Source organism: Microbacterium sp. (genome assembly GCF_046295495.1).
Lineage (GTDB): Bacteria > Actinomycetota > Actinomycetes > Actinomycetales > Microbacteriaceae > Microbacterium.
In genome coordinates this window covers 20,143-42,301 of the sequence record NZ_JBKBNC010000009.1, presented here as the reverse complement: position 1 = coordinate 42,301, position 22,159 = coordinate 20,143, and the positions used below count along the sequence as shown (strand labels likewise).

The 22,159-nt window shown below is 71.2% G+C and carries 18 protein-coding genes and 1 riboswitch; of the genes, 10 read left to right on the top strand and 8 right to left on the bottom strand.

The window, feature by feature from the left end:
- Positions 1–100 precede the first annotated feature (100 nt).
- Complete coding sequence (locus ACK4LS_RS05485) at positions 101–238, top strand: hypothetical protein (protein WP_409714354.1); 138 nt, start codon at positions 101–103, stop codon at positions 236–238.
- A 54-nt stretch (positions 239–292) separates the two neighbouring features.
- On the opposite strand, the gene ACK4LS_RS05480 is transcribed toward ACK4LS_RS05485, so the two are convergent.
- Positions 293–1,774 carry an MDR family MFS transporter gene (locus ACK4LS_RS05480; protein ID WP_409714351.1) on the bottom strand — a complete coding sequence of 494 codons (1,482 nt, stop codon included), beginning with the start codon at positions 1,772–1,774 and terminating at the stop codon, positions 293–295.
- Between the two features lie 207 nt (positions 1,775–1,981).
- Here ACK4LS_RS05480 and ACK4LS_RS05475 point away from each other — a divergent pair, with 207 nt between their 5' ends.
- On the top strand, positions 1,982–3,919 hold the full coding sequence (locus ACK4LS_RS05475) for an ABC transporter ATP-binding protein (RefSeq protein ID WP_409714496.1): 1,938 nt from the start codon (positions 1,982–1,984) through the stop codon (positions 3,917–3,919).
- 78 nt (positions 3,920–3,997) lie between these two features.
- Here ACK4LS_RS05475 and ACK4LS_RS05470 read toward each other — a convergent pair whose 3' ends face one another.
- Genes ACK4LS_RS05470 through ACK4LS_RS05445 form a run of 6 tightly spaced genes read right to left on the bottom strand, consistent with a single transcriptional unit; the run spans position 3,998 to position 10,481 of the window.
- Positions 3,998–4,894, bottom strand: a complete 897-nt coding sequence (locus tag ACK4LS_RS05470) for a glycosyltransferase family 2 protein (protein ID WP_409714348.1) — start codon at positions 4,892–4,894, stop codon at positions 3,998–4,000.
- A complete protein-coding gene (locus tag ACK4LS_RS05465) occupies positions 4,891–6,030 on the bottom strand; it encodes a cysteine desulfurase family protein (protein ID WP_409714345.1) in 1,140 nt (379 codons plus the stop codon). The genes ACK4LS_RS05470 and ACK4LS_RS05465 overlap by 4 nt, the downstream gene beginning before the upstream one ends.
- Positions 6,027–6,884: a carboxylating nicotinate-nucleotide diphosphorylase gene (gene nadC, locus ACK4LS_RS05460; RefSeq protein ID WP_409714342.1), complete on the bottom strand. Its 858-nt coding sequence runs from the start codon at positions 6,882–6,884 to the stop codon at positions 6,027–6,029. Before nadC ends, ACK4LS_RS05465 begins: the two co-directional genes overlap by 4 nt.
- Positions 6,878–8,416, bottom strand: coding sequence for an L-aspartate oxidase (gene nadB, locus ACK4LS_RS05455; RefSeq protein ID WP_409714339.1), 1,539 nt, complete (start codon positions 8,414–8,416; stop codon positions 6,878–6,880). Before nadB ends, nadC begins: the two co-directional genes overlap by 7 nt.
- On the bottom strand, positions 8,413–9,744 hold the full coding sequence (gene nadA, locus ACK4LS_RS05450) for a quinolinate synthase NadA (RefSeq protein ID WP_409714336.1): 1,332 nt from the start codon (positions 9,742–9,744) through the stop codon (positions 8,413–8,415). Before nadA ends, nadB begins: the two co-directional genes overlap by 4 nt.
- Positions 9,745–9,755: 11 nt before the next feature.
- Positions 9,756–10,481: an NUDIX hydrolase gene (locus tag ACK4LS_RS05445; RefSeq protein ID WP_409714333.1), complete on the bottom strand. Its 726-nt coding sequence runs from the start codon at positions 10,479–10,481 to the stop codon at positions 9,756–9,758.
- 117 nt (positions 10,482–10,598) lie between these two features.
- On the opposite strand from ACK4LS_RS05445, the gene ACK4LS_RS05440 reads away from it, so the two are divergent.
- The 8 genes from ACK4LS_RS05440 to ACK4LS_RS05405 all read left to right on the top strand — a co-directional run bounded on the left by ACK4LS_RS05440 (position 10,599) and on the right by ACK4LS_RS05405 (position 21,134).
- Complete coding sequence (locus ACK4LS_RS05440; protein WP_409714330.1) at positions 10,599–11,774, top strand: MarP family serine protease; 1,176 nt, start codon at positions 10,599–10,601, stop codon at positions 11,772–11,774.
- 160 nt (positions 11,775–11,934) lie between these two features.
- Positions 11,935–12,231 carry a hypothetical protein gene (locus tag ACK4LS_RS05435; protein WP_409714326.1) on the top strand — a complete coding sequence of 99 codons (297 nt, stop codon included), beginning with the start codon at positions 11,935–11,937 and terminating at the stop codon, positions 12,229–12,231.
- Entirely contained in the window at positions 12,228–14,045 is a 1,818-nt protein-coding gene (locus ACK4LS_RS05430; RefSeq protein ID WP_409714323.1) for an alpha/beta hydrolase, read from the top strand. The genes ACK4LS_RS05435 and ACK4LS_RS05430 overlap by 4 nt, the downstream gene beginning before the upstream one ends.
- 88 nt (positions 14,046–14,133) lie before the next feature.
- On the top strand, positions 14,134–14,523 hold the full coding sequence (locus tag ACK4LS_RS05425) for a hypothetical protein (protein WP_409714320.1): 390 nt from the start codon (positions 14,134–14,136) through the stop codon (positions 14,521–14,523).
- 60 nt (positions 14,524–14,583) lie between these two features.
- A riboswitch (glycine riboswitch) is annotated at positions 14,584–14,678 on the top strand.
- Between the two features lie 163 nt (positions 14,679–14,841).
- Complete coding sequence (gene gcvT, locus ACK4LS_RS05420) at positions 14,842–15,987, top strand: glycine cleavage system aminomethyltransferase GcvT (protein WP_409714317.1); 1,146 nt, start codon at positions 14,842–14,844, stop codon at positions 15,985–15,987.
- Positions 15,984–16,370 (top strand): glycine cleavage system protein GcvH, encoded by a 387-nt coding sequence (gcvH, locus tag ACK4LS_RS05415; RefSeq protein WP_409714314.1) that lies wholly within the window; start codon positions 15,984–15,986, stop codon positions 16,368–16,370. The genes gcvT and gcvH overlap by 4 nt, the downstream gene beginning before the upstream one ends.
- Positions 16,367–19,246: an aminomethyl-transferring glycine dehydrogenase gene (gcvP, locus tag ACK4LS_RS05410; protein WP_409714311.1), complete on the top strand. Its 2,880-nt coding sequence runs from the start codon at positions 16,367–16,369 to the stop codon at positions 19,244–19,246. The genes gcvH and gcvP overlap by 4 nt, the downstream gene beginning before the upstream one ends.
- 145 nt (positions 19,247–19,391) lie before the next feature.
- A complete protein-coding gene (locus tag ACK4LS_RS05405) occupies positions 19,392–21,134 on the top strand; it encodes an ABC transporter substrate-binding protein (protein ID WP_409714308.1) in 1,743 nt (580 codons plus the stop codon).
- 21 nt (positions 21,135–21,155) lie between these two features.
- On the opposite strand, the gene ACK4LS_RS05400 is transcribed toward ACK4LS_RS05405, so the two are convergent.
- Positions 21,156–21,998, bottom strand: a complete 843-nt coding sequence (locus ACK4LS_RS05400) for a CPBP family intramembrane glutamic endopeptidase (protein WP_409714305.1) — start codon at positions 21,996–21,998, stop codon at positions 21,156–21,158.
- Positions 21,999–22,159: the final 161 nt, after the last annotated feature.

Sequence of the window (22,159 nt, the reverse complement as noted above, 5' to 3'; positions counted from 1 at the left end):
AAGACGGGGGCGACGGCGGACGGGGGTTGCGGGCTGCGGGTGCGGGCGTTAGCGCGGGGGACCGGCCCCGATGCGCGGACGCGGGCGTAACATGGAGCGCATGTCCGGTGACACCACGTCCGACACCACGCCCGCGTCCACGCCGCTGATCCCGCTGCTGAACGCTCCCGCGGTCGAGACCGACGATGACAAGCCCTCCGCCTCGCAGTGCTGCGGCGGCGGTTCCTGCTCCCTGTGAACTGAGTCCGCTCGACCCCGGCTCGGGGTGAGGTTCGGCGCCGTCCGGCGGCGATCAGTGCGCGATCGGCGCCGAGCCCTCCAGCTGGTCCGCGGGCTTGCGGATGAGGAACGCCCCGACCACCAGAGGCACCGAGACGATGGCGGCCACGAGGAACGCGGCGCGCGTTCCCGCGGCATCCGCCTCGAGCCCCGTTCCGGCCGATGCCGAGACCGACGACATGATCGTCACCAGCAGTGCGATGCCGGCGGCACCCGCGACCTGCTGCACGGTTCCGACGACCGCCGAGCCGTACGAGTAGAAGCGCGGTTCGAGGGAGCCGAGGGATGCCGTGAACAGCGGCGTGAACGACAGGGCGAGGCCAATCATCATCACGGTCTGCACCACGATGAGCAGCACGAACGAAGTGTCGGTGCCCACGGTGGTGTAGAACCACAGCGTCGCGCTGACGATGATCGCGCCCGGGACGAGCAGCACCTGCGTGCCGTACCTGTCGTAGATGCGGCCGATGACCGGACCGGCGAGGCCCATCGCGAGTGAGCCCGGGAGCACCGCGAGACCCGTCTCCAGCGGGCTCTTCTCCAGCACGGTCTGGAGGTAGAGCGGGAGCAGGGTGATCGCACCGAAGAACGCCATCGACATCACGCCGAGCTGCGTCACGGAGAGCGTGAAGTTGCGCGAGCGGAAGACGCGGAGGTCGAGCAGCGCCGAGTCGGTGCGCTGCAGGCGCACCTGCCGCCAGACGAAGGCACCGAGGCCGATCACACCGACCGCGAGGGCCACCACCAGCGTCACGACCGATGCCTCGGCGGCGCCGGCGTCGCCACCGTGTCCGCCGCCGATCTGGCTGAGGCCGAAGACCAGACCGCCGAAGCCGAAGGCCGAGAGAATGACCGAGGCGACGTCGATGGGGGCGTTGCGGGTCTCGCCGAGGTTGTGGATCCAGCGGGCGCCGACGAACAGGGCGACGAGGGCGATCGGCAGCACGATGCCGAAGATCCAGTGCCAGCCCAGCGACTGCAGCACGAGCCCCGACATGGTCGGGCCGATCGCGGGGGCGAGCGCCATGACGATGCTGACGCGGCCCATCATGCGCCCGCGCTGCGCCGGGGGCACGATCGTCATGATCGTCGTCATCAGCAGCGGCATCATGATGGCCGTGCCGGAGGCTTGGATGACGCGGGCGGCGACCAGCACCTCGAACCCGGGGGCCAGGAACGCCACCAGCGTTCCGGTCGAGAACAGCGACATCGCGGCGACGAAGACCTGCCGCGTCGTGAAGCGCTGCAGGAGGAAGCCGGTGATCGGGATGACGACCGCCATCGTGAGCATGAACGCGGTCGTCAGCCACTGCGCGGCGACTGCCGTGATGCCGAGATCGCGGATGAGGAACGGGATCGCGACGTTCATCGTCGTCTCGTTCAGGATCGCCACGAAGGCGGCGGTGAGCAGCAGCCAGATGACTCGACTCTGCTCGGCGGTGACGCCGGAGGCGGAGGAGGGCGGAGCGACGGTGGTGGTGCCGGTGGCGGCCATGACGAGGTCCTTTTCGAACGGGGGGCTTCGTGGCGCCACGGGGGCGGCTGCGCAACAGGAAACGGCGAGGCACGTCGGGATATTCCGACGTCGAGACAAATCCTCGGGACGGATGCCGCCGCGCGCGGATGCGAGTCTAGCGAGGCCGCGTGGCGGGCGTCCCGCGAGCCGGTGTCGGTGGGCGGACGTAGGCTGGCCCGCATGAGCATGGGCGGAATGGGCGGCAGCATGTTCCGCGGCGTGGACGCCGACATGCAGCGTCGTCGCAACGCTCAGGCGCCGCGTGTCGACGGTCTCGGTCACCGAGTGATCGAGCTGTTCCGCCCGTACCGCTGGCGCATCGCGATGACCGCGTTACTGGTGGTCGTGGGGGCGGCCGTGGCCGTCATCCCGCCCCTCCTGGTGCAGCGCATCTTCGACGACGCCCTCTTCCCGGTCGACGGCTCGGGCCCCGATCTGCGGCTGCTCGCGGTGCTCGTCGCCATCATGATCGGCCTGTTCCTGCTGTCGGCGGTGTTCAACGTCGGGCAGACGTGGTTGACCGCCACCGTCGGCAACCGCGTGACGGGCGACCTCCGAACGCGTCTGTTCGACCACCTGCAGGCGATGGAGCTCGGCTTCTTCACCCGCACCAAGACGGGCGTCATCCAGTCCCGCCTCCAGAACGACGTCGGCGGCGTTTCGGGAGTGCTGACCAACACGGTCACGAGCATTCTCGGCAACGCCGTGACCGTGATCGCCTCGCTCGTCGCGATGATCCTCATCGACGCACGGCTGACGCTGATCGCCGTCGCGCTGATGCCCTTCCTCATCTTCGTGCAGCGCCGCGTCGGTCAGGTGCGCGCGCGCATCGCGGGCGAGACGCAGGAGTCGCTGTCGGAGCTGTCGGCCATCACGCAGGAGACCCTGAGTGTCTCCGGCATCCTGCTGTCGAAATCGTTCAACCGTCAGCGCACCGAGTCGGCGCGCTTCGACGCCGAGAACGACAACCAGGTGCGGCTGCAGGTGCGCCGTGCGATGAGCGGCCAGGGCTTCTTCGCCGTCGTGCAGGTGATCATGTCGAGCGTGCCCGCCATCATCTACCTCGTCTCGGGATATCTGATCGGCGGGGGAGCAGGCGCGATCACCGCGGGGACCATCGTCGCCTTCACCACGGTCCAGGCGCGACTGCTCATGCCGCTCATGGGCCTGATGCGCGTCGCGCTCGACCTGCAGACCTCGTCGGCGTTGTTCGCGCGCATCTTCGAGTACCTCGACCTGCGCCCGGCCATCGTCGACGTGCCCGACGCGCTGCCGGTGGCGAACGCCCCGGGGCCGCTCGGACGCGTGGAATTCCGCGACGTCGAGTTCCGGTATCCCGATGCCCCCGCGCAGACGCGACCCACCCTCGACGGGGTGTCGTTCACCGTCGAGCCCGGTCAGCACGTGGCGTTCGTGGGCCCGTCGGGTGCCGGAAAGACGACCATCCTCTACCTCACGCCCCGCATGTACGAGGCGAGCGGCGGAGCGGTGCTGTTCTCCGGGGCCGACGTGCGCACGCTCGACCGCGCGTCGATCATCGACGAGATCGGCATCGTGTCGCAGGAGACCTATCTCTTCCACGCCACCGTGCGCGAGAACCTCCGGTACGCGCGGCCGGACGCCACCGACGACGAGATCGAAGCGGCGTGCCGCGCCGCGAACATCCACCACGTCATCACCTCGTTCGAGGCGGGATACGACACGGTCGTGGGCGAGCGCGGTTACCGACTGTCGGGCGGTGAGAAGCAGCGCATCGCGATCGCGCGCGTGCTACTCAAAGATCCGCCCGTGCTGCTGCTCGACGAGGCGACGAGCGCCCTCGACACCGTGTCCGAACGCATCGTGCAGGAAGCCCTCGAGACCGCCTCGCACGGGCGGACCACTCTGTCGATTGCCCATCGACTGTCGACGGTGATCGGCGCCGACCGGATCCACGTCGTCGACGCGGGTCGCATCGTCGAGTCGGGGACGCACGCCGAACTGCTCGCCGCGGGCGGCCTGTACTCGAGCCTCGCCGCCGAGCAGCTGGCTGCCTCCTTCGTTCTGGCGGACGAGCAGCACGACACGGCCGGCCGTGCACGCGCCGCGCTGCCCGCCCGCCGGGCCGACGAGGCGCCGGCGTAGGCGAGTGCGACGACGCCCGTGACGCATCGGGGCCTCGGGGATTCAGCCCGCATGGGGCTCCAGCCCGCGTGCGGTGGCTCAGGCGGGCAATGTCTCCCGGAACGCCTCGAGAGCGATGCGGTACGCGGGGTCGGGGTGCGTCTCGGCGATGCGGTGCAGCGGTGGCAGGTCGAGCGTACGGATGAGCGCTCCGCGTTCCGCCACCGCGGCCTCGGCCCCCGCGGCGCGCAGCACGGCGATGCCCTCGCCGAGGGCCTCGAGGTAGTCGCGCAGCACGGCGACCTCGCCCAGGCGCTGCGTGATCGAGCCGCCGTCGCGGCGCTGCCGCCACTCGACGACCACGTCGGGGATCACATCGAACGCTCCCGCCAGCGTGTACATGCGCTGCGCCAGCACCTGGTCCTCGTAATAGCGTCCCTCCGGGAACCGCAGGCCGTGGTCCCGCCAGAACGCCGTACGGCTCAGCTTCGACCACGCGACGATGTTCCCGGATGCCGCGGGGTGCGCGTCCAGCGACGTCCGCTCGCGCGCCGGGTCGGTGGCGGCCGCGACCCACGGTTGCACCTCGCCCGCCGTGTAGCCGGGGCCGTCGGCATCCGGTCGCAGGCGCACGTAGGCACCGACCACGATGTCGCTGCCGGTGCGATCGAGGGTGTCGGCGAGGCGCGAGAGGGCGTCGGGGCGCAGGCGGTCGTCGGCGTCGAGGAACGCCGTATAGGGCGTGTCCACGAGCTCCAGCCCGGTGTTGCGGGCGGCGCCGAGGCCGCGCTGCCGGTCGTGCCGCGCGACGCGGAAGCGCGGGTCGGCGGCGGCCGTGTCGGCGAAGATCCGCTCCGTCGCATCGGTCGAGGCGTCGTCGACGAGCACCGCCGTCCAGTGCGGGTGCGTCTGCGCGCGCAGGGAGTCCAGCGCCTCTTCCGCGTATTCGGCGACGTCGAAGCCGGGGACGATGACGGTGACGGGGGTGGAGCTCACCCGCGCGATCCTACGGCGGCCACGGCATCGGCGACGGCATCGGCGACCGGGTCCAGGGATGCCGACAGCCCGTGCGGAAGGGTGAAACGCACGGCCGTGCGGGCATCGTCATGCTCGAGGCCGATCGCGAGGAGCACGTGCGACGCCTCGTCACTCCCCGCTGCGCACGCCGAGCCGCTCGAGGAGACGACCCCTCGCCGCTCGAGCTCCAGCAGCACGGTCTCGCCGTTCGTGCCGGGGAAGACGAAGCTCGCCGTGCCCGGAAGGCGCCGTTCGGGGTGGCCCGTCAGTCGCGCGCCCGGCACGAGCGCTCGCACCCGAGCCGTGAACGCGTCGCGCAGGGCCGAGACGCGGGCCGCTTCCTGCGTTCGCTCCGCCTCGGCGAGCGCGAGGGCCGTGGCGATGGCGACCGCCCCGGCGACGTCGGGTGTGCCCGAGCGGCGTCCGCGCTCCTGACCGCCGCCGTGCAGGAGCGGCTCGAACGGCAGTCGTCCACGCACGGCCAGGATGCCGGTCCCCTTGGGGGCGCCGATCTTGTGGCCGGCGATGGTGACGGCATCCGCCCCGAGGCCCGCGAGGGGGAGCCACCCGGCCGCTTGGACGGCGTCGAGGTGCAGCGGCACGCCGCGCTCGTGCGCGGCGGCGGTGAGGGCGGCGGCATCTTGCACCGTGCCGATCTCGTTGTTGGCGTACCCGACGCTCACGAGCGCGGTGTCGTCGCGCAGCGCGTCGGCGAGTGCGTCAGGGGTGAGCGTGCCGGTGGCGTCGACGGGGGCGTACGTGACGTCGACCCCGTGCAGACGGGCGAGGTAGTCCGCGGAGGCGAGCACCGACTCGTGCTCGATCGCGGTCGTGACGACATGCCTCCTGCCGCGGGGGAGGGCACCGAGCACGAGCCCCTTGACCGCGGCGTTGTTCGACTCGGTGCCTCCCGAGGTGAACATCACGTCGCCGGCGCGCACGCCGAGCGCCGAGGCGACGCGCGCCCGGGCGTCGTCGAGGGCGGATGCCGCGGCCTCGCCGACCTCGTGGTGGCTCGACGGGTTGCCGAACACCCGCGTGAGGTAGGGCGCCATCGCCTCGAGCACCTCGGGGCGCACGGGGGTCGTGGCGGCGTTGTCGAGGTACAGACTCACGCCGTCTCGATGCGGATGTCGAGCCCGAGGTCGAGGGCGGGCGCGGAGTGGGTCAGTGCGCCGACGGAGATGACGTCGACGCCCGTCTCGGCGATGGCCTGCACGGTGTCGAGCGTCACGCCGCCGGACGCCTCGACCTGGGCCGCGCCGGCGATTCGGGCGACGCCGATGCGGAGGTCGTCGAGTGAGAAGTTGTCGAGCATGATCGTGCCGACGCCCGCGGCGAGCACCGCGTCGATCTGCTCGAGACGGTCGACCTCGACCTCGACGTGGGTGGTGTGCGGCAGTCGCGCGATCGCGCTCTCGAGCGCCTGCGTCACGGACATGCCGTTCGCGGTCAGCACGGCGAGGTGGTTGTCCTTGGCCATGACGGCATCCGAGAGCGAGAAACGGTGGTTGTGCCCGCCGCCGTCGCGCACGGCCTGCCGCTCGATGGCGCGCAGGCCGGGGGTGGTCTTGCGGGTGTCGACGATGCGAGCGCCGGTGTGGGCGACTCGGGCGACGTAGCGGCTGGTGAGGGTGGCGATGCCCGACATGCGCTGCACGAAGTTCAGCCCGATCCGCTCGGCGGTCAGCACGGCGCGCGCGGGGCCGCTGACGACGGCGAGCGTGTCACCGGGCGCGAAGGCCTCCCCGTCGGCCCGGCGCTGCTCGACGACGATCGAGGGGTCGGTGAGCGTGAACGCCGCGGCGAACACGGCCGCTCCGCTGAAGACGCCCTCGACACGTGCGACGAGTTCGGCGCGCGCCGTGGCGTTTTCGGGGATGAGCGTCTCGCTCGTGAGGTCGCCCCACGGTGCGTCCTCGTCGAGGGTGGCCGAGACGACGCGGTCGATCGTGGCGCGGGTCAGCATGCGAGGGCCTCCGGGTGTGCGGGAGTGGATGCCGCGGGCGCGGCGGCCAGGGCGATGTCGGTGTCGTGCGGCCCGGACGTGCCGTGCTGCCCGTCGGAGCGGAAATGCGCCCCGACCGACGCGGTGCGCCGCCGCGCGGCGTCGACGACATGGCGTGCGACGAGCAGCAGGTTGTCGTCCTCGACCTCGCGGGCCCCGCCCCGGGCACTCCAGGCCGCGAGGGTCGCGGCCGCTCGGTCGAGCCCCGCGGCCTCGCGAACGAGACCCGCGTCGGCCCACATGAGCCGCTGCAGAGCTGCTCGGGCGAAGGGGGGCGCGTCCACCGCGGCCGCGGGCGCGGGGGCGGCACGGCGAACGGGGGCGACGGGCCAGCCGCGATCGCGCGCCACCGCCTCGCCTGCGCGCGCACCGAACACCGCTGCCTCGAGGAGCGAATTGGATGCCAGGCGGTTCGCGCCGTGCACGCCGGTGCGGGCCGTCTCGCCCACCGCGTACAGCCCGGGGACCGTGGTGCGTCCGTCGAGGTCGGTGACGACACCGCCCATGAGGTAATGCGCGGCCGGGGTCACGGGAATGGGCTCGCGTGCCCAGTCGAGTCCGCGCGCGCGGACGGCGGCGTCGATCGTGGGGAAGCGCTGCGCGAGGCGTTCGGCGCCGAGGACCGTGGCATCCAGGCGCACGGGACGACCGTCCTGCGCGGCCATCGCCCGGGCGTTCGAGCGCGCCACGACGTCGCGCGGGGCCAGCTCGCCGTCGGGGTGGGCCTCGAAGGCGAAGCGGCGACCGGCGTCGTCGACGAGGGTCGCCCCCTCGCCGCGCACGGCCTCCGACACGAGGAAGGGCGCCCCCACGGCGAGGGCCGTGGGGTGGAACTGCACGAACTCGAGGTCGGCGACCGCCGCGCCGGCACGGATCGCGGCGGCGATTCCATCGCCCGTGGCGCCGAGCGGGTTGGTGGTGTGGGCGTACAGCTGACCGGCGCCGCCGGTGGCGAGGATGACGGCGTCGGCGAGGATCGTCTCGCCGTCGGCCAGCTCGATGCCGCCGGCCCGTCCGTCGACGAGCACGACGTCGCGCAGCAGGGCGTGCTCCCGCACCCGGATGCCGGCGGCGCGGACCGCGTCGCCGAGGGCGGCCTGGATCGCAGCCCCCGTCGCGTCGCCGCCGGCGTGGAGCACGCGCGCGACGGCATGAGCCGCTTCGAGGCCACGCGAGAAGTCCCCGTCGGCGTCGCGGTCGAAGACGACGCCGCGGTCGACGAGTTCGGCGATGCGGGCCGGCCCCTCGCCCACCAGCACGTCGACGGCGGCGGTGTCGTTCAGCCCGCCGCCCGCGGTGAGGGTGTCGGCCGCGTGCGAGGCGACGGTGTCGGCGGAATGGGTGACCGCGGCGATGCCGCCCTGTGCCCACCGCGTGTTGGTGTCGGGCAGGGCGCCCTTCGTCACGACCGTGACGCGGCATCCGTTCTCCACCGCGTGCAGCGCCGCCGTGAGACCGGCGATGCCGCTGCCCACCACGACGACGGTGGTCATTTCACCGCGCCGCTCGGCTTGGCCGCGAGCATGCGCTCGAGGGCGACGGTGGCGGGGGCGGCGACGTCGTCGGGGACCGTGATGCGGTTGACGACCTCTCCCGCCACGAGCGACTCGAGCACCCACGCGAGGTAGCCGGGGTGGATGCGGTACATCGTCGAGCACGGGCACACCACCGGGTCGAGGCAGAAGATCTCGTGCTGCGGGTATTGCGCCGCCAGGCGTAGCACGAGGTTGATCTCTGTGCCGATGGCGAAGGTCGTGGGTGCCGTGGCCGCGGCGATCGCCTTGCGGATGAGGTCGGTCGAGCCGGCCTCGTCGGCGGCATCCACGACCTCCATCGGGCACTCGGGGTGAACGATCACGCGCACGCCGGGGTGCTCGGCGCGGGCCCGGTCGATCTGGTCGACCGTGAAGCGGCGGTGCACGGAGCAGAAGCCGTGCCACAGGATGACGCGGCTGTCGGCGATCTGCTCCTCGGACGACCCGCCGAGCGGCCTGCGGGGGTTCCACATCGGCATCTGCTCCAGCGGCACGCCCATCGCCTTGGCGGTGTTGCGGCCCAGGTGCTGGTCGGGGAAGAACAGCACGCGGCGCCCGCGCGCGAAGGCCCACTCGAGCACGGTCCGGGCGTTGGAGGAGGTGCAGACGATGCCCCCGTGGCGTCCGACGAAGCCCTTGATGGCGGCGCTGGAGTTCATGTACGTGACCGGGATCACGGGCAGCAGTCCGTCGGCATCCGGGGTGTCGAGGTCGCCCACGACCTCGGCCAGCTGCTCCCAGCACTCCTCGACCTGGTCGATGTCGGCCATGTCGGCCATGGAGCAGCCGGCGGCGAGGTTCGGCAGGATGACGGCCTGCTCGGGGCGGGAGAGCAGGTCGGCCGTCTCGGCCATGAAGTGCACGCCGCAGAAGACGATCGCCTCGGCCTCGGGACGCTCCTTCGCAGCGTTGGCGAGCTGGAACGAGTCGCCCACGTAGTCGGCGTGGCGCACGACCTCTTCGCGTTGGTAGAAGTGCCCGAGCACGACCACCCGGTCGCCGAGCGTCTGCTTCGCGACGCGGATGCGCGCGTCGAGCTCGTCGTCCGAGGCGTCGCGGTACTGCTGGGGTAGCTCGCCCTGGCGCGGCGCACCGGTGGGGATGACGTCGCCCATCGACGAGCCGGGCCCGTAGCCGGGACGCGTGTCGAAGTCCCACGGTCCGACGGCGAGGTCGGTGGTGCACGTGGCGTCGATCGACGCGCCGGAGACGATCGCCTGGATGGCGTGGTCGACGCTCGGGTCGATCGCGGGGCGGGGCTGCAGGGTGACGGGGGTGGCGGCCATGGGCGTTCCGATCAGTGACGGGAGGGGAGCGGGCCGCGGTCGGCGAGCTCCACATCGCGGTTGTAGCGGTACAGACGGGCGGGGCGGTGGCTTCCGGTGCGGAAGCGCTCGGTCGGGATGAGGGTGTCGGAGGTGTCGACCTGGCGACGGAAGTTCGCCGGATCCAGGCGCTTGCCGAGGATGGTCTCGTTCACCTCGCGCAGGTCGGCGAGCGTGAACTCGTCGGGGAGCAGTCCGTGCGCGATGCGGCTGTACCCGACCTTGTTGCGCAGGCGCCACAGGGTGTACTCGACGATGTCGTTGTGGTCGAACGCCAGGGTCGGCAGGTCGGTGGCGTCGAACCACTCCACGTTCTCGGGGGCGTCGCCCTCTCGCGCGTGGGCGGCGACCTGGGCGTCGACCTCGTCGGAGCGCAGCAGCGCCCAGTACACGATCGACACGACGCGCGTGGGGGAGCGGTCCACGGCCCCGAAGGCGTAGAGCTGCTCGAGATAGCTGGGGGTGAGCCCGGTCGTCTCGGCGAGTGTGCGGGATGCCGCGACATCGAGTTCCTCGGTCGCGTCGAGCCATCCACCCGGCAGCGCCCACCGCCCGTCGAAGGGATCGCGCGTGCGCCGGACCAACGGCAGGGACAGCACCGGTTCGTCGTCGGCGTCGCGGCGGACGCTGAAGATGACGGTCGACACCGCGACGCGCACATCGGCGTCGCGCGGCTCGGGTTGAGGGGTTCTTGTCATGGTGACCATATCTCCGACACGATCTTAGTGTCGAGGTGACCCGAAGGTCCAATCAGCGCGTCGAAAGCGTTCTCCCAGACGTGCGCCCTAGCCTTCTGAAGGATTCAGGAGGTGCGGATGCCGATCGTCGACATCGCCCTGATCGCCCTGTTGGCGGTCGCGCTCATCGTGGGCCTTTCGCGGGGATTCCTCGCCACCATCGGCTTCTTCGCCGGCCTCGCGCTCGGCGCGGTCGCGGCCTACTGGGCCACGCCGTTCGTGGGCCAGTGGGTCACCGCCCCGGCCTGGCGCGGTCCCGCGATGATCTTCACCGGCATCCTGCTGCTACTCGTCGGCTCCGGTCTCGGCAGCGCCGTCGGTGGTTTCTTCCGACGCGGAGCCGACCGCATCAAGCTCCGCGTTCCGGAGCGTCTGCTCGGCGGCGTCGTCAACGTCGCCGCCGCGGCTCTGACCATCTCGTTCGTCGCGGGGTCGCTCACCCCGGTGGGTCTGCCCGTCGTGTCGGCGGCCCTGGGCTCCTCCACCGTCATCCGGACGATCGACGACCTCACCCCCGCCCCCGCGCGCGGCGCGCTCGCCGACCTGCGCGGAACCGTGTTCGCCGAGGGGATCCCGCGCTTCGGTGAGCTCATCCAGATCGGCCCCGTGCCGAGCACTCCCCAGATCGCCCTCGACGATCCCGCGCTCACGCAGGCCGCCCAGTCGGTCGCGCGCATCTCCGGAACCGCCTACGCGTGCGGCATCACCTCGAGCGGATCGGGCTTCGTCGTCGCTGACGACCGCGTCGTCACCAACGCCCACGTCGTCGCGGGCGTCGATACCCCGCTCGTCGAGCTCCCCGGTCGGCCGGCCCGGGAGGGTCGCGTGACCTACTTCGATCCCGTCGACGACATCGCCGTCGTGACGGTGGACGGACTGGATGCCACGGCACTGCCGATCGTGCCGACCCTCACCGTGGGATCGTCGGCCGTGGTGCAGGGCTACCCGGGCGGCGGGCCGTTCACTTCGGGCAGCGCGCAGATCCTGTCGGAGGGCATCGTGCCCGTGCCCGACATCTACGACGACTCCTCCACACCCCGCGACATCTACGCGATCGCCGGCGTCGTGCGGCCCGGCAATTCGGGTGGGCCGTTGCTGACGACCGCCGGCGAGGTCGCGGGCATCGTGTTCGCCCGCTCCGACACCGATGACGACGTCGGCTACGCCATGACGCCGGCCGAACTGGAGCCGGTCATGGCGCAGATCGATGCGCTGTCGGCGCCCGTGGCATCCGGGAGTTGCACGCGAGGCTGACGCGCGCGACGGCGTCCGCGCGGGGCGTGGGGCGGCGAGGAGGGCTGTCGGGGCGTTCGGACCGCTGGACGGGCGGAGTTCGCGAGGCCGCGAGTCCGCGGGGGTGAAGTTGTCCACAGGGTGACCGAAGGCCGGTAAGCCGGTGCCTACGCTCGCTGCCATGCCGCTCATCTCCATCTCCGTTGCCGAGGTGCGCCGAGCCGCGGTGAAGGTCAAAGAGGTCTCCGCGGGCCTGAGCTCCCTTCCGCTCCTGAACGTCGCGGGCCACCCCGATCTCTCGCTCGCGGTGGCCGAGTTCGTCGGGTGCATGAACGATTGCCGATCCGAGCGGGAGCGCGATATCGACACGCTGTCGAGGGGTCTGCTCGATGTTGCACGCCTCTTCGAGAGCGGAGAATCCCGCGCCGTCGACGATCTTCGTGCGCTCGGTTCAGCCGTCGAGTGGAGTATCCGGTGACCGCCGAACTCGGACAGTCCCGCGACCCGATCCGCCTGGTTCCCGGGGATCTCGTCGCCGTGCACCGCACGGTCGCCCTCTGGCGGTCTCGCGCCGACGACGCGGAGGAGTCTGGGGCGAGACTGCGTCAGCTGCGCACGGTGCCGGAATGGTCCGGAGAAGCGGCCGATGCCTACGAGCGGCGCGTCGCCGCCGCGGCGTCGCCGTGGGATGCCATGGCCTCGGCGTTCCGCATGGCGCAGGCCGCGCTGGAAGACTTCGCCTCCGCGCTGGAAGCCGCGCGAGCGCGAGCCAGCGATGCCGTCGACTTGTGGGACGAAGCTGAGGCGCTCGTCGCCACCGCGGCGATGGCGACGCCGGGGTTTCCCGGCGCAGATCGACAGCCGCTGCGCAGCCTCGAACCGCGGGCCGAAGCCCGTGCCATCCTCGCCGACGCGCGCCGGGCGCTCGACACGGCGGCCCAGACCGCGGCCGCGGCCCTTCGACGAGCGCTAGCCCTTCCGGGCCTGCAAGCCGAGGAATGGGTGGCCCTCCTCGCCGACCGCGCCTCGGCCGCCCACATCCTCGACGCCCTCGCCGGCGCCGACGGCCCCAGCCTCCGGGGCATTCTGCGCGCGAGGCCCGCTGTCGCTGACGTTCTGGCCCAGGCCGAACCGGCTGCGGTCGCCCCCTGGTGGGCTGCTCTCGACGAAGCGCAACAGCAGGCGCTCATCCGTGCGGCGCCAGCGGTGATCGGCAACCTCGGCGGTGTCGCCTACACGGCCCGGGACCGGGCCAACCGTCTGTGGCTCCGCACCCAGCTGGCCGACGCGCGCGCCGCGCTCGCCGAGGCGGAGAAGACCCCGTCGTATCGAGAACTCGTCGGGGGGTATGCCACCGCGTCCACCGTCGCCGAGCGTCTCGAGCGTGCCCGGGCACGGGTGGCGGGGTTGGAGAGCATCGAGGCGTCACTCGAGGCGCCCGAAGGCAAAGCTCCGCGATTCCTCATGTCGTTGACCGCGGACGCGCCACCGTTGGCGGCCATCTCCATCGGCGACCTTGACTCGGCGGACGACATCACCTTCGCTGTGCCGGGGATGGGGACGACGACGCGGGAGATGGGCGACTGGACCCGTGCTACGCAAAACATTGCGGCAATGCAGGATCGAGTTGACAGTGGTCGGTCGCACGCCGTCGTCTCGTGGGTTGGATATCGGACACCGCCGGTCCCCCTAGTGAGCGGGGGATTTGAGGTGATGAAGACCACGTTCGCCGAGGCGGGGGCCGCGAAGCTCTCGGACGCGCTCGCGGCGGTCAGCGCGGTGCGTCCGGCCGCCGAGCTGAACCTCGTGGCGCACTCATACGGAACCACCACGGCGTCGCTCGCTCTGACCCGTGAGGGAGTCCACGCCGACGCTTTCGTAACGCTTGGGTCTGCCGGTCTGCCCCCTGCCATCGACCAGGCGACCGACCTGCACGCGGGTGGGGTGTTCGCTGGCCAGGCCCAGGACATCCTGGTCATTGACCCGGCCGGGGGTGATGGGTGGGCGTGGACGGGACGTCTTTCAGCCGCCCACCCTGTGGATCCAACTGACCCGCAGTTTGGCGCGCACGAGTTCGGCGTGGACGGCGGCGACGGGTTGCGTCCCGTCACCGACCACAGCGTCTCGACGCCCCAGGGCACCGGCTATCTCGACCTCGAGACGGAGTCACTCCTCAATGTGGCTCTTGCCACGACCAAACATGGGGACGGGCTCTCCGCGTACGTCAACCCACCGCCAACTCCGTTTCAGAGAGCCGTCATCGAGGGGACAAAGCATGGGTACGCGTATTGAAAGGGCATCCCGCCGGGCGGTCGCCCTCATTGCCGTCGTGGCTGTATGCCAGGTTTCGGTCGCCTGTGCTTCGTCAAAGGGGGATGTCATGAGTCCGACCGACGCGAGCGACGCACTCGTCGCCACAGTAGAGGCGACCGCCGAAGTGCTGGACGTGACGGGTTGGAACTGGGACGGCGCGCCCGAAGTGGGCAACTGCGGCGCTCGTCGCGGCGAGCGTGTGAACTGGACGTACGGGTACGGCGCCCCGCCGCCGGATGGCGACCACAATGCCGATGCGCAGAAAGTAGCCGACTACTGGCGGTCGCTCGGTATGGACGTTCGAATCGCCGAGAGCCCGGTCCCGTCCGTCTACGCTACCGGGGGCCCCGTGCGCGGACTGTCTTTCATCACTGCCCCCGGCGATTACTACATCGCCGGCACCTCCCTCTGCGTCCCCGGCGACGCCGATGAAATCCGCAAGCAGGACAACGGCTGAACCGACCGGCGGCGTGCGCCGGGCTCCGCTAGGCTGACCCCACAAGTCCACACCGGCCCCATGATCGATGCGGGAGAGCTCCGGCGAACGCAGCCGGGCACCGAAGGAGCAAGCCTCCCCGCCAATCTCTCAGGTACGCGTACCGCGTCGATCGGGCCACTCTGGAAAGAGACCCGGATGTTTCGTCCCGGGTCCGCCGACGGTGAAAGCCCGCGCCCGCCCCGAGCGGCCGCACGGGCGAAACTCTCAGGCCCATGACAGAGGGGGAGTTCTCAGGCGCCGCCCGGCGTCTGTCCGTCATCGCGAACGGCAGAACTCATGACCGAAACCCCCGCTCCACCGCGCACGTCGCCGCTGCACGATCGGCACGAGGCCCTCGGTGCCTCGTTCACCGACTTCGGCGGCTGGAACATGCCCGTGCGCTACACGTCCGACCTCGCCGAGCACCGCGCGGTACGCGAAGCTGCGGGCCTGTTCGACATCTCGCACATGGCCGAATTCCGTGTCGAGGGCACGGCGGCCGCCGCTTTCCTCGACCACGTCCTGGCCGGCCGGCTCTCGACCATGAAGATCGGCAAGGCCAAATACTCGCTCGTGCTCGCCGAGACCGGCGGCATCGTCGACGACGTCATCGTCTATCGCACGGGCGAGCAGAGCTTCCTCGTCATCTCGAACGCGGGCAACCGGGATGCCGTGGCCGCGGCCTTCGCTCTCGCCCAGGACGCGTGGGACGCCGGGTCGCCCGAGGGTCCCGCCACCCTGATCGTCGACGACGTCACCGACGACTACGCGCTCATCGCCCTGCAGGGCCCCGCCGCCCGCGGCATCCTCACCTCCACCCCCGGAGTCACCGTCACCGGAACCGCGCTCGACGAGCTCGGCTACTACGCCTGGACCGACGGCACGTTCCAGGGGGCGCCGCTCTTCGTCGCGCGCACCGGCTACACCGGTGAAGACGGCTACGAACTCCTCGTCCCCACTGCGCTCGGGGGAGCCCTCTGGGACGCCGCGCTCGCCGCGGGAGCCTCGGCGGGCCTCGTCGCCTGCGGGCTCGCCGCGCGTGACACCCTGCGCCTCGAGGCCGGGATGCCGCTGTACGGCCACGAGCTCTCGCTCGACATCGCGCCGGCCCAGGCCGGCCTCGGTCGCGTCGTCGCCGCCGACAAGGAGGCGTTCGTGGGCAAGGCCGGTCTGGCCTCGAGCCCCGTCGACGCGCCCGTGCTCGTCGGGCTCGTCTCGGAGGGCCGTCGTGCCGGTCGCGCCGGATACGCCGTGCTGCACGGCGACGACGTCGTCGGCGAGATCACCAGCGGCGCCCTCAGCCCCACCCTCGGCCACCCCGTGGCCATGGCCTTCGTCGCACCGGCGGCGAGCGCACTCGGAACCGAACTGACCATCGACGTGCGCGGAACACGCATTCCCGCGACCGTCACCGCCCTCCCCTTCTACCGGAGAAACGCATGACCGACCTCACCGCCCTCAGCTACACCTCCGAGCACGAGTGGATCGCCCTCGCCGAGCACGACGGGGCGACGATCGCCACGGTCGGTATCACCGACTTCGCCGCCGACAAGCTCGGTGACGTCGTGTTCGTCGAACTCCCCGCCGCCGACTCGGCCGTCTCGGCCGGCGACGTCTGCGGCGAGATCGAGTCGACGAAGTCGGTCGGCGAGCTCTACGCGCCGCTCAGCGGCACCGTCGTCGAGGTGAACGACGCCGCGGTGGACGACCCCTCGCTCGTCAACGCCGAGCCGTTCGAAGGCGGCTGGCTGATCAAGATCCGGGTCGAGGGAGACCTGCCCGCCGACCTCCTCGACCGCGCCGCCTACGAGGACCTCACCGCATGAGCACCCTCCTGCCCCCTCGCACGCAGGCGAGCTCGCCGGCCGCGTTCACCGACCGCCACATCGGCATCGGTCCCGACGCCGAGGCGCACATGCTCGGGGTCGTCGGCTACGACAGCGTCGACGCCCTCGTGGAGACCGCCGTCCCGGCATCCATCCACGTGAAGCCCCGCGCGACGAGCGACATCCCCGAGGCAGCGACCGAGGCCGAGGCCCTGGCCGAGCTGCGCGAGCTCGCGAGCGCGAACCGGTCGGCGCGGCCCATGATCGGCCTGGGCTACTACGACACGTTCACGCCCTCGGTGATCTCGCGCAACGTGCTCGAGAACCCGTCCTGGTACACCGCGTACACGCCCTACCAGCCCGAGATCTCGCAGGGCCGGCTCGAGGCGCTCATCAACTTCCAGACGATGGTCACCGACCTGACGGGCCTGGCCACGGCCAATGCGTCGATGCTCGACGAGTCCACCGCGGTCGTCGAGGGCATGCTCGTCGCCCGTCGTGCATCGAAGGCGAAGACCGACGTGTTCCTCGTCGACGTCGACGCCCTGCCCCAGACGAAGGCGCTGCTGCACCACCGCGCCGCCGCCGTCGGCATCCGCATCGAAGAGACCTCGTATCGGGGCGACCTGCCGGAGGCGTTCGGTGCGTTCGTGCAGTACCCCGGGGCGACGGGCCGCATCTGGGACTTCTCGGCCGTCTCCGAGGCCGTGCACGCCGCCGGTGGTCTCGTCGTCGCCGCCGCCGACCTGCTCGCGCTGACCCTGCTGCGCTCGCCCGGCTCGCTGGGGGCCGATGTGGCGGTGGGCACCACCCAGCGCTTCGGCGTTCCGCTCGGCTTCGGCGGACCGCACGCGGGCTACATGGCCGTGCGTGCGGGCCTCGAGCGCCAGCTGCCCGGTCGGCTCGTCGGGGTGTCGCAGGATGCCGTCGGCGCGCCCGCCTACCGCCTGTCGCTGCAGACGCGCGAGCAGCACATCCGCCGCGAGAAGGCGACCTCGAACATCTGCACCGCCCAGGTGCTCCTCGCCGTCATGGCCGCGATGTACGCGGTCTATCACGGCCCCGACGGCCTGCGCGCCATCGCGACGCGGGTGGCGCGAACGGCCGACGCGCTGGCATCCGCTCTGCGCTCGTACGATCTCACCCTCGCCTCCGACGCGTTCTTCGACACCGTGCGCGTGCACGTCCCCGGGCGCGCCCAAGACGTCGTCGACCGTGCCCGCGAGCGCGGCTACCAGCTGCTCTGGGTCGATGACGCGACCGTGGGCGTCTCGATCGACGAGACGACGACGGATGCCGACGTCACCGCCGTGCTCGAAGCGTTCGGTCTGACCGTCGACGACCTGCCCGCCGGCGAGGCGCTGGGCGGCGTCGACGCCGCGCTGCACCGCGACGACGAGTACCTCACGCACCCCGTCTTCCACGCGCACCGCAGCGAGACGGCGATGATGCGGTATCTCAAGACCCTCGCCGATCGCGACTACGCGCTGGATCGCGGCATGATCCCGCTGGGCTCGTGCACGATGAAGCTCAACGCCGCGACCGAGATGGCGGCGGTGTCGTGGCCGGAGTTCTCGCGCGTGCACCCCTTCGCGCCCGAGGCCGACGTGCGGGGCTATCTCGAGATGATCGAGCAGCTCGAGCGGTGGCTCGCCGAGGTGACCGGTTACGACGCGGTCTCGCTGCAGCCGAACGCCGGCTCGCAGGGCGAGCTCGCGGGGCTGCTGGCGATCCGCGGATATCACCTCGCCAACGGCGACACCGGCCGCACGGTGTGCCTCATCCCCTCGTCGGCGCACGGCACCAATGCCGCCTCGGCGATCCTGGCGGGGATGAAGGTCGTCGTCGTCGCGTGCGACGAGGCGGGCAACGTCGACCTCGGCGACCTGCGGGCGAAGATCGCGCAGCACGCCGACGCGCTGTCGGCCCTCATGATCACGTACCCCTCCACGCACGGGGTGTACGAGCACGACGTGCTCGAGATCACGCAGGCCGTGCACGACGCCGGCGGGCAGGTGTACGTCGACGGCGCCAACCTCAACGCCCTGCTCGGCTTCGCGCGCTTCGGCGACCTGGGCGGCGACGTGTCGCACCTCAACCTGCACAAGACCTTCGCTATCCCGCACGGGGGCGGCGGTCCGGGGGTGGGCCCGGTGGCGGCGAAGGCGCACCTCGCGCCGTTCCTGCCCTCGCATCCGTTCTCGCAGCGCGCGGACCACGCGGGCGGCGTGTTCGACGGCGGCCCGATCTCGGCCGCTCCGCACGGCTCCGCCGGCATCCTCCCCATCTCGTGGGCGTACGTGCGCATGATGGGCGCGGAGGGCCTGCGTCAGGCCACCGCCGCCGCGGTCCTTTCCGCCAACTACATCGCCACGCGGCTTCGGGAGCACTACCCGGTGCTCTACGCCGGCGAGGGGGGACTCGTCGCCCACGAGTGCATCCTCGACCTGCGCCCGCTCAAGGAGCAGACCGGCGTCACGGTCGACGACGTCGCCAAGCGCCTGGTCGACTACGGCTTCCACGCGCCGACGATGTCGTTCCCGGTGGCCGGCACCCTCATGGTGGAGCCGACCGAGAGCGAGGACCTCGCCGAGCTCGACCGGTTCGTGGATGCCATGATCGCGATCAAGCACGAGGCGCTCGCCGTCGCCGCGGGGGAGTGGCCCGCCGACGACAACCCGCTCGTGAACGCCCCGCACACGGCCGAGACGGTCGTCGTGGGGGAGTGGGACCACCCCTACTCCCGTGAGACCGCGGTGTACCCGGTGCGCTCGCTGATCCGCGGCAAGTACTGGCCCCCGGTGCGCCGCATCGACCAGGCCTACGGCGATCGCAATCTCGTGTGCTCCTGCCCGCCGCCGGAGGCGTTCGCCTGAGACGTCGAGCCGCGGCGACGCTTTCCTGGGGAGTGGTCGCCGCGGCTCGTCGTGCCCGCGCACAGCTGGCGGATGCGGCATCCGACTCCGCTCGCGCGCGCGAGCCCGGGGGATCGCACAGGAGGCGTTTAGTACAGTTCCCCCTGTGCACCAGGGGCTGATTGACGTTTCTCGACCGACTCGACGACGCCGTGGCCCGGGGCGGTTGCTGGCGCTGCTCGTCGCGGCCGGTGTGGTCCTCGCGGGATGCTCCGCACCGGAGCCCGCGCCCGAGCCCGAGCCGCAGGAACCCACGGGCCTCACCCTCGGGGTGGTGGGCTCGCTCACGAGCTTCAACGCGGCCAGCGCCGCGGGGGCCACGCCGGCGAACCGGGCCGTCTCCGCCCTCCTCGACGAGAAGCTCGGCTCGCTGGACGGCGACCTGCAGGTGGTGCCCAACAACGGCCTCGGTCGCATCACGCGGGTGCAGGGCGACCCGCTGAAAGTCAGCTACGAGCTCTTCCCCGACCGGGTGTGGTCGGACGGAACCCCCGTCACCCTCGACGACCTCTTGTTCGGGTGGGCCGTGTCGTCGCACTTCTTCGACGACGCCACGTACGACGCCGATGGACGGGTCGTGTCGGGAACGCGGTACTTCGACACCGCGATGCCCGACGACCCGAACGCGCGCACCTCGCGACCGAGCCTCGATCGCGCCGACGACACGCTGACCCTGACCTACGACCAGCCGTTCGCCGACTGGAACCGGCAGTGGCTGCTCGACCGTCCCGTCCACGTGGTCGCGCAGCGAGCCGGCGTGAGCGTCAAAGACCTGCTGACCGCGATCCTCACCGCCCCCGAGGGCGACCCCGAGGCGCCACGAGAAGCGAATCCCGTGCTGCTGGCCGCGGCGCAGGCGTGGAACACCGGGTTCGACGTCGCGGCAGGGACCATCCCCGACCCGGCCGGGGTCGTCTCCTCGGGGCCGTGGACGGTCGCCGAAGCCACCGCCGACACCCTGCGGCTCGCACGGCGAGACTCCTATCAGGGCGCGCACTTCCCGGGGCTCGAGGAGCTCACGATCCGTTTCTTCGCCGACCGCTCCGCGCAGCTTTCGGCTCTCGAAGCCGGCGTCGTGGACGTCGCCAACGTGGGCGACCTCGACGTGGCCGAGAGCAAGACGCTGACGGATGCCGGCTTCCAGGTGCAGGTCGGTCCCACCACGCAGACCTTGCACCTGCGTTTCGCCGACGGCGCGGCGACCGATGTCCGCCAGGCCATGACGCTGGCGATCGACCGCTCGTCGGTGGTGCAGGAGGTGCTGGGCGCGGTGCGACCGGATGCACAACCGCTGCAATCGTTCCTCTCCTCGCCCGCGACGGGCCAGTTGTACGCCGACCTCGTCGCGGGCAACGGCGCCCCCTCCACCGGCGCGGATGTGGACGCCGCCCGTAGCGCGCTGGGTGATCGCGCCGCGGTGCTGCGCCTGGCCTACGACACGACCGACGAGGTGTCGGCGCAGGTCTTCCCGCGTCTGGTCTCGATGGGGGCGCGCGCGGGTATCGCGGTGCGCCTGGCCACGACGCCCGAAGAAGCGGATGCCACGCTGTCGTGGGTCGGAGAAGACGAGAGTCTCTACCGGTCGGCGCGTGACCGCCTCTCCGAGGGGGTCGACGGTCCTGACACCGAGGAGCTCTTCGCCGAGCTCACCCTGCACACCGACCCGGTCGACGTGCTGTCGGAGGCGAGGGAGATCGATCGCTCGCTCTTCGCCGCGTACGCGGGGGTGCCGCTGCTGGAACGCACGGGAGCCGTCGTCGCCGCGCAGGGCATCGGGGGAGTCACCTACACCTCGGAGCCCGACGGAGTGCCGCCCGCGTTCTGGACGTGGTCCCCGCCGCAGCGGTGAGAGCGGGCTCGCGCTACGGGGTCATGTGGTGGCGGGAGGAGCGAAGATCCCCGGCCACCACGCGGCGGCCAGCGGGTATCCCACGAAAGCGACGATGTCGATGACCGTGTGGGCGACCACCAGGGGCATGACGCGACCCCAGCGCTTGTAGCACCAGCCGAAGACGAGACCCATCACGACGTTGCCGAGCGCCGAGGGCCACCCCTGGTAGAGGTGGTAGCTGCCGCGTAGCAGGGCGGTCGCGAGGATGATGCTCATCCACGACCACCCCAAGCGGCGCAGGCGGTCGAAGAGGTAGCCGAGGAAGATGACCTCTTCCGTGAGCCCGGCGCGCAGGGCCGCGAGGATGAGCAGCGCGATCACCCACCACGACGAGTCGAGGGGCGCGGGAACCACAGTGATGCTCTGACCGATCGCGCGGCCCACGGCGTAGACGCCGATGCCCGGGGCCCCGATGAGCACGACGAGGAGCAGGCCGCGCACGACGTCGGAGCCGAAGCGGCGGAAGTCCAGGCCGATGCGGCGAAGGGCGTTGTTCGCCGGTTCCCACAGGAGGAAGACGGCGAGAGCGACCAGGGTCAGGCTGAAGAAGATGTCGAGGGACTGATAGACCGCATCCCACAGCGGTTCGGCGCTGCGAGACGGGTTCAGCTGCGTCTGCTGCTGCGAGATGGGTGCGCGCGTGGCGGCGCGCACGAACGAGACGACGGAATAGATCGCCGACTGCCCCACGCTGATCAGGAGGACCAGGACGATCTCCCAGATCAGCCGAGTGCGCCCATACCGGTCTGATCGCCCCACAGTCGGAGGGTATGTCCAGTCGACGGAGCCCCGGGAACCGCGGAACTTGTCAGATTGCCACATCTAGAGCCTCTCGAGTAAATCCTCTGTAACGTTTATCCGAGGAGTTTGGGGCACCTGGGTAAACGTGCCTAGTGTGTTCTCATCCTGCCCGAACGGATTTCCCCGCGCCTTGTGCTGCGTGAAAACCCTGCACGGGCGACGATCATCCCTTCCCTGGAGGA

Bases quoted from the DNA above. Each gene is read 5' to 3' on its own strand.
- nadC (WP_409714342.1), bottom strand. From the start codon at position 6,884: ATGCTGACCCGCGCCACGATCGACCGCGTCGTCTCGGCCACCCTCGAC.
- ACK4LS_RS05480 (WP_409714351.1), bottom strand. From the start codon at position 1,774: ATGGCCGCCACCGGCACCACCACCGTCGCTCCGCCCTCCTCCGCCTCC.
- ACK4LS_RS05485 (WP_409714354.1), top strand. From the start codon at position 101: ATGTCCGGTGACACCACGTCCGACACCACGCCCGCGTCCACGCCGCTG.
- gcvP (WP_409714311.1), top strand. From the start codon at position 16,367: ATGAGCACCCTCCTGCCCCCTCGCACGCAGGCGAGCTCGCCGGCCGCG.
- gcvT (WP_409714317.1), top strand. From the start codon at position 14,842: ATGACCGAAACCCCCGCTCCACCGCGCACGTCGCCGCTGCACGATCGG.
- ACK4LS_RS05475 (WP_409714496.1), top strand. From the start codon at position 1,982: ATGGGCGGAATGGGCGGCAGCATGTTCCGCGGCGTGGACGCCGACATG.
- ACK4LS_RS05425 (WP_409714320.1), top strand. From the start codon at position 14,134: ATGAGTCCGACCGACGCGAGCGACGCACTCGTCGCCACAGTAGAGGCG.
- ACK4LS_RS05435 (WP_409714326.1), top strand. From the start codon at position 11,935: ATGCCGCTCATCTCCATCTCCGTTGCCGAGGTGCGCCGAGCCGCGGTG.
- nadB (WP_409714339.1), bottom strand. From the start codon at position 8,416: ATGACCACCGTCGTCGTGGTGGGCAGCGGCATCGCCGGTCTCACGGCG.
- gcvH (WP_409714314.1), top strand. From the start codon at position 15,984: ATGACCGACCTCACCGCCCTCAGCTACACCTCCGAGCACGAGTGGATC.
- ACK4LS_RS05440 (WP_409714330.1), top strand. From the start codon at position 10,599: ATGCCGATCGTCGACATCGCCCTGATCGCCCTGTTGGCGGTCGCGCTC.
- ACK4LS_RS05400 (WP_409714305.1), bottom strand. From the start codon at position 21,998: ATGTGGCAATCTGACAAGTTCCGCGGTTCCCGGGGCTCCGTCGACTGG.
- nadA (WP_409714336.1), bottom strand. From the start codon at position 9,744: ATGGCCGCCACCCCCGTCACCCTGCAGCCCCGCCCCGCGATCGACCCG.
- ACK4LS_RS05445 (WP_409714333.1), bottom strand. From the start codon at position 10,481: ATGACAAGAACCCCTCAACCCGAGCCGCGCGACGCCGATGTGCGCGTC.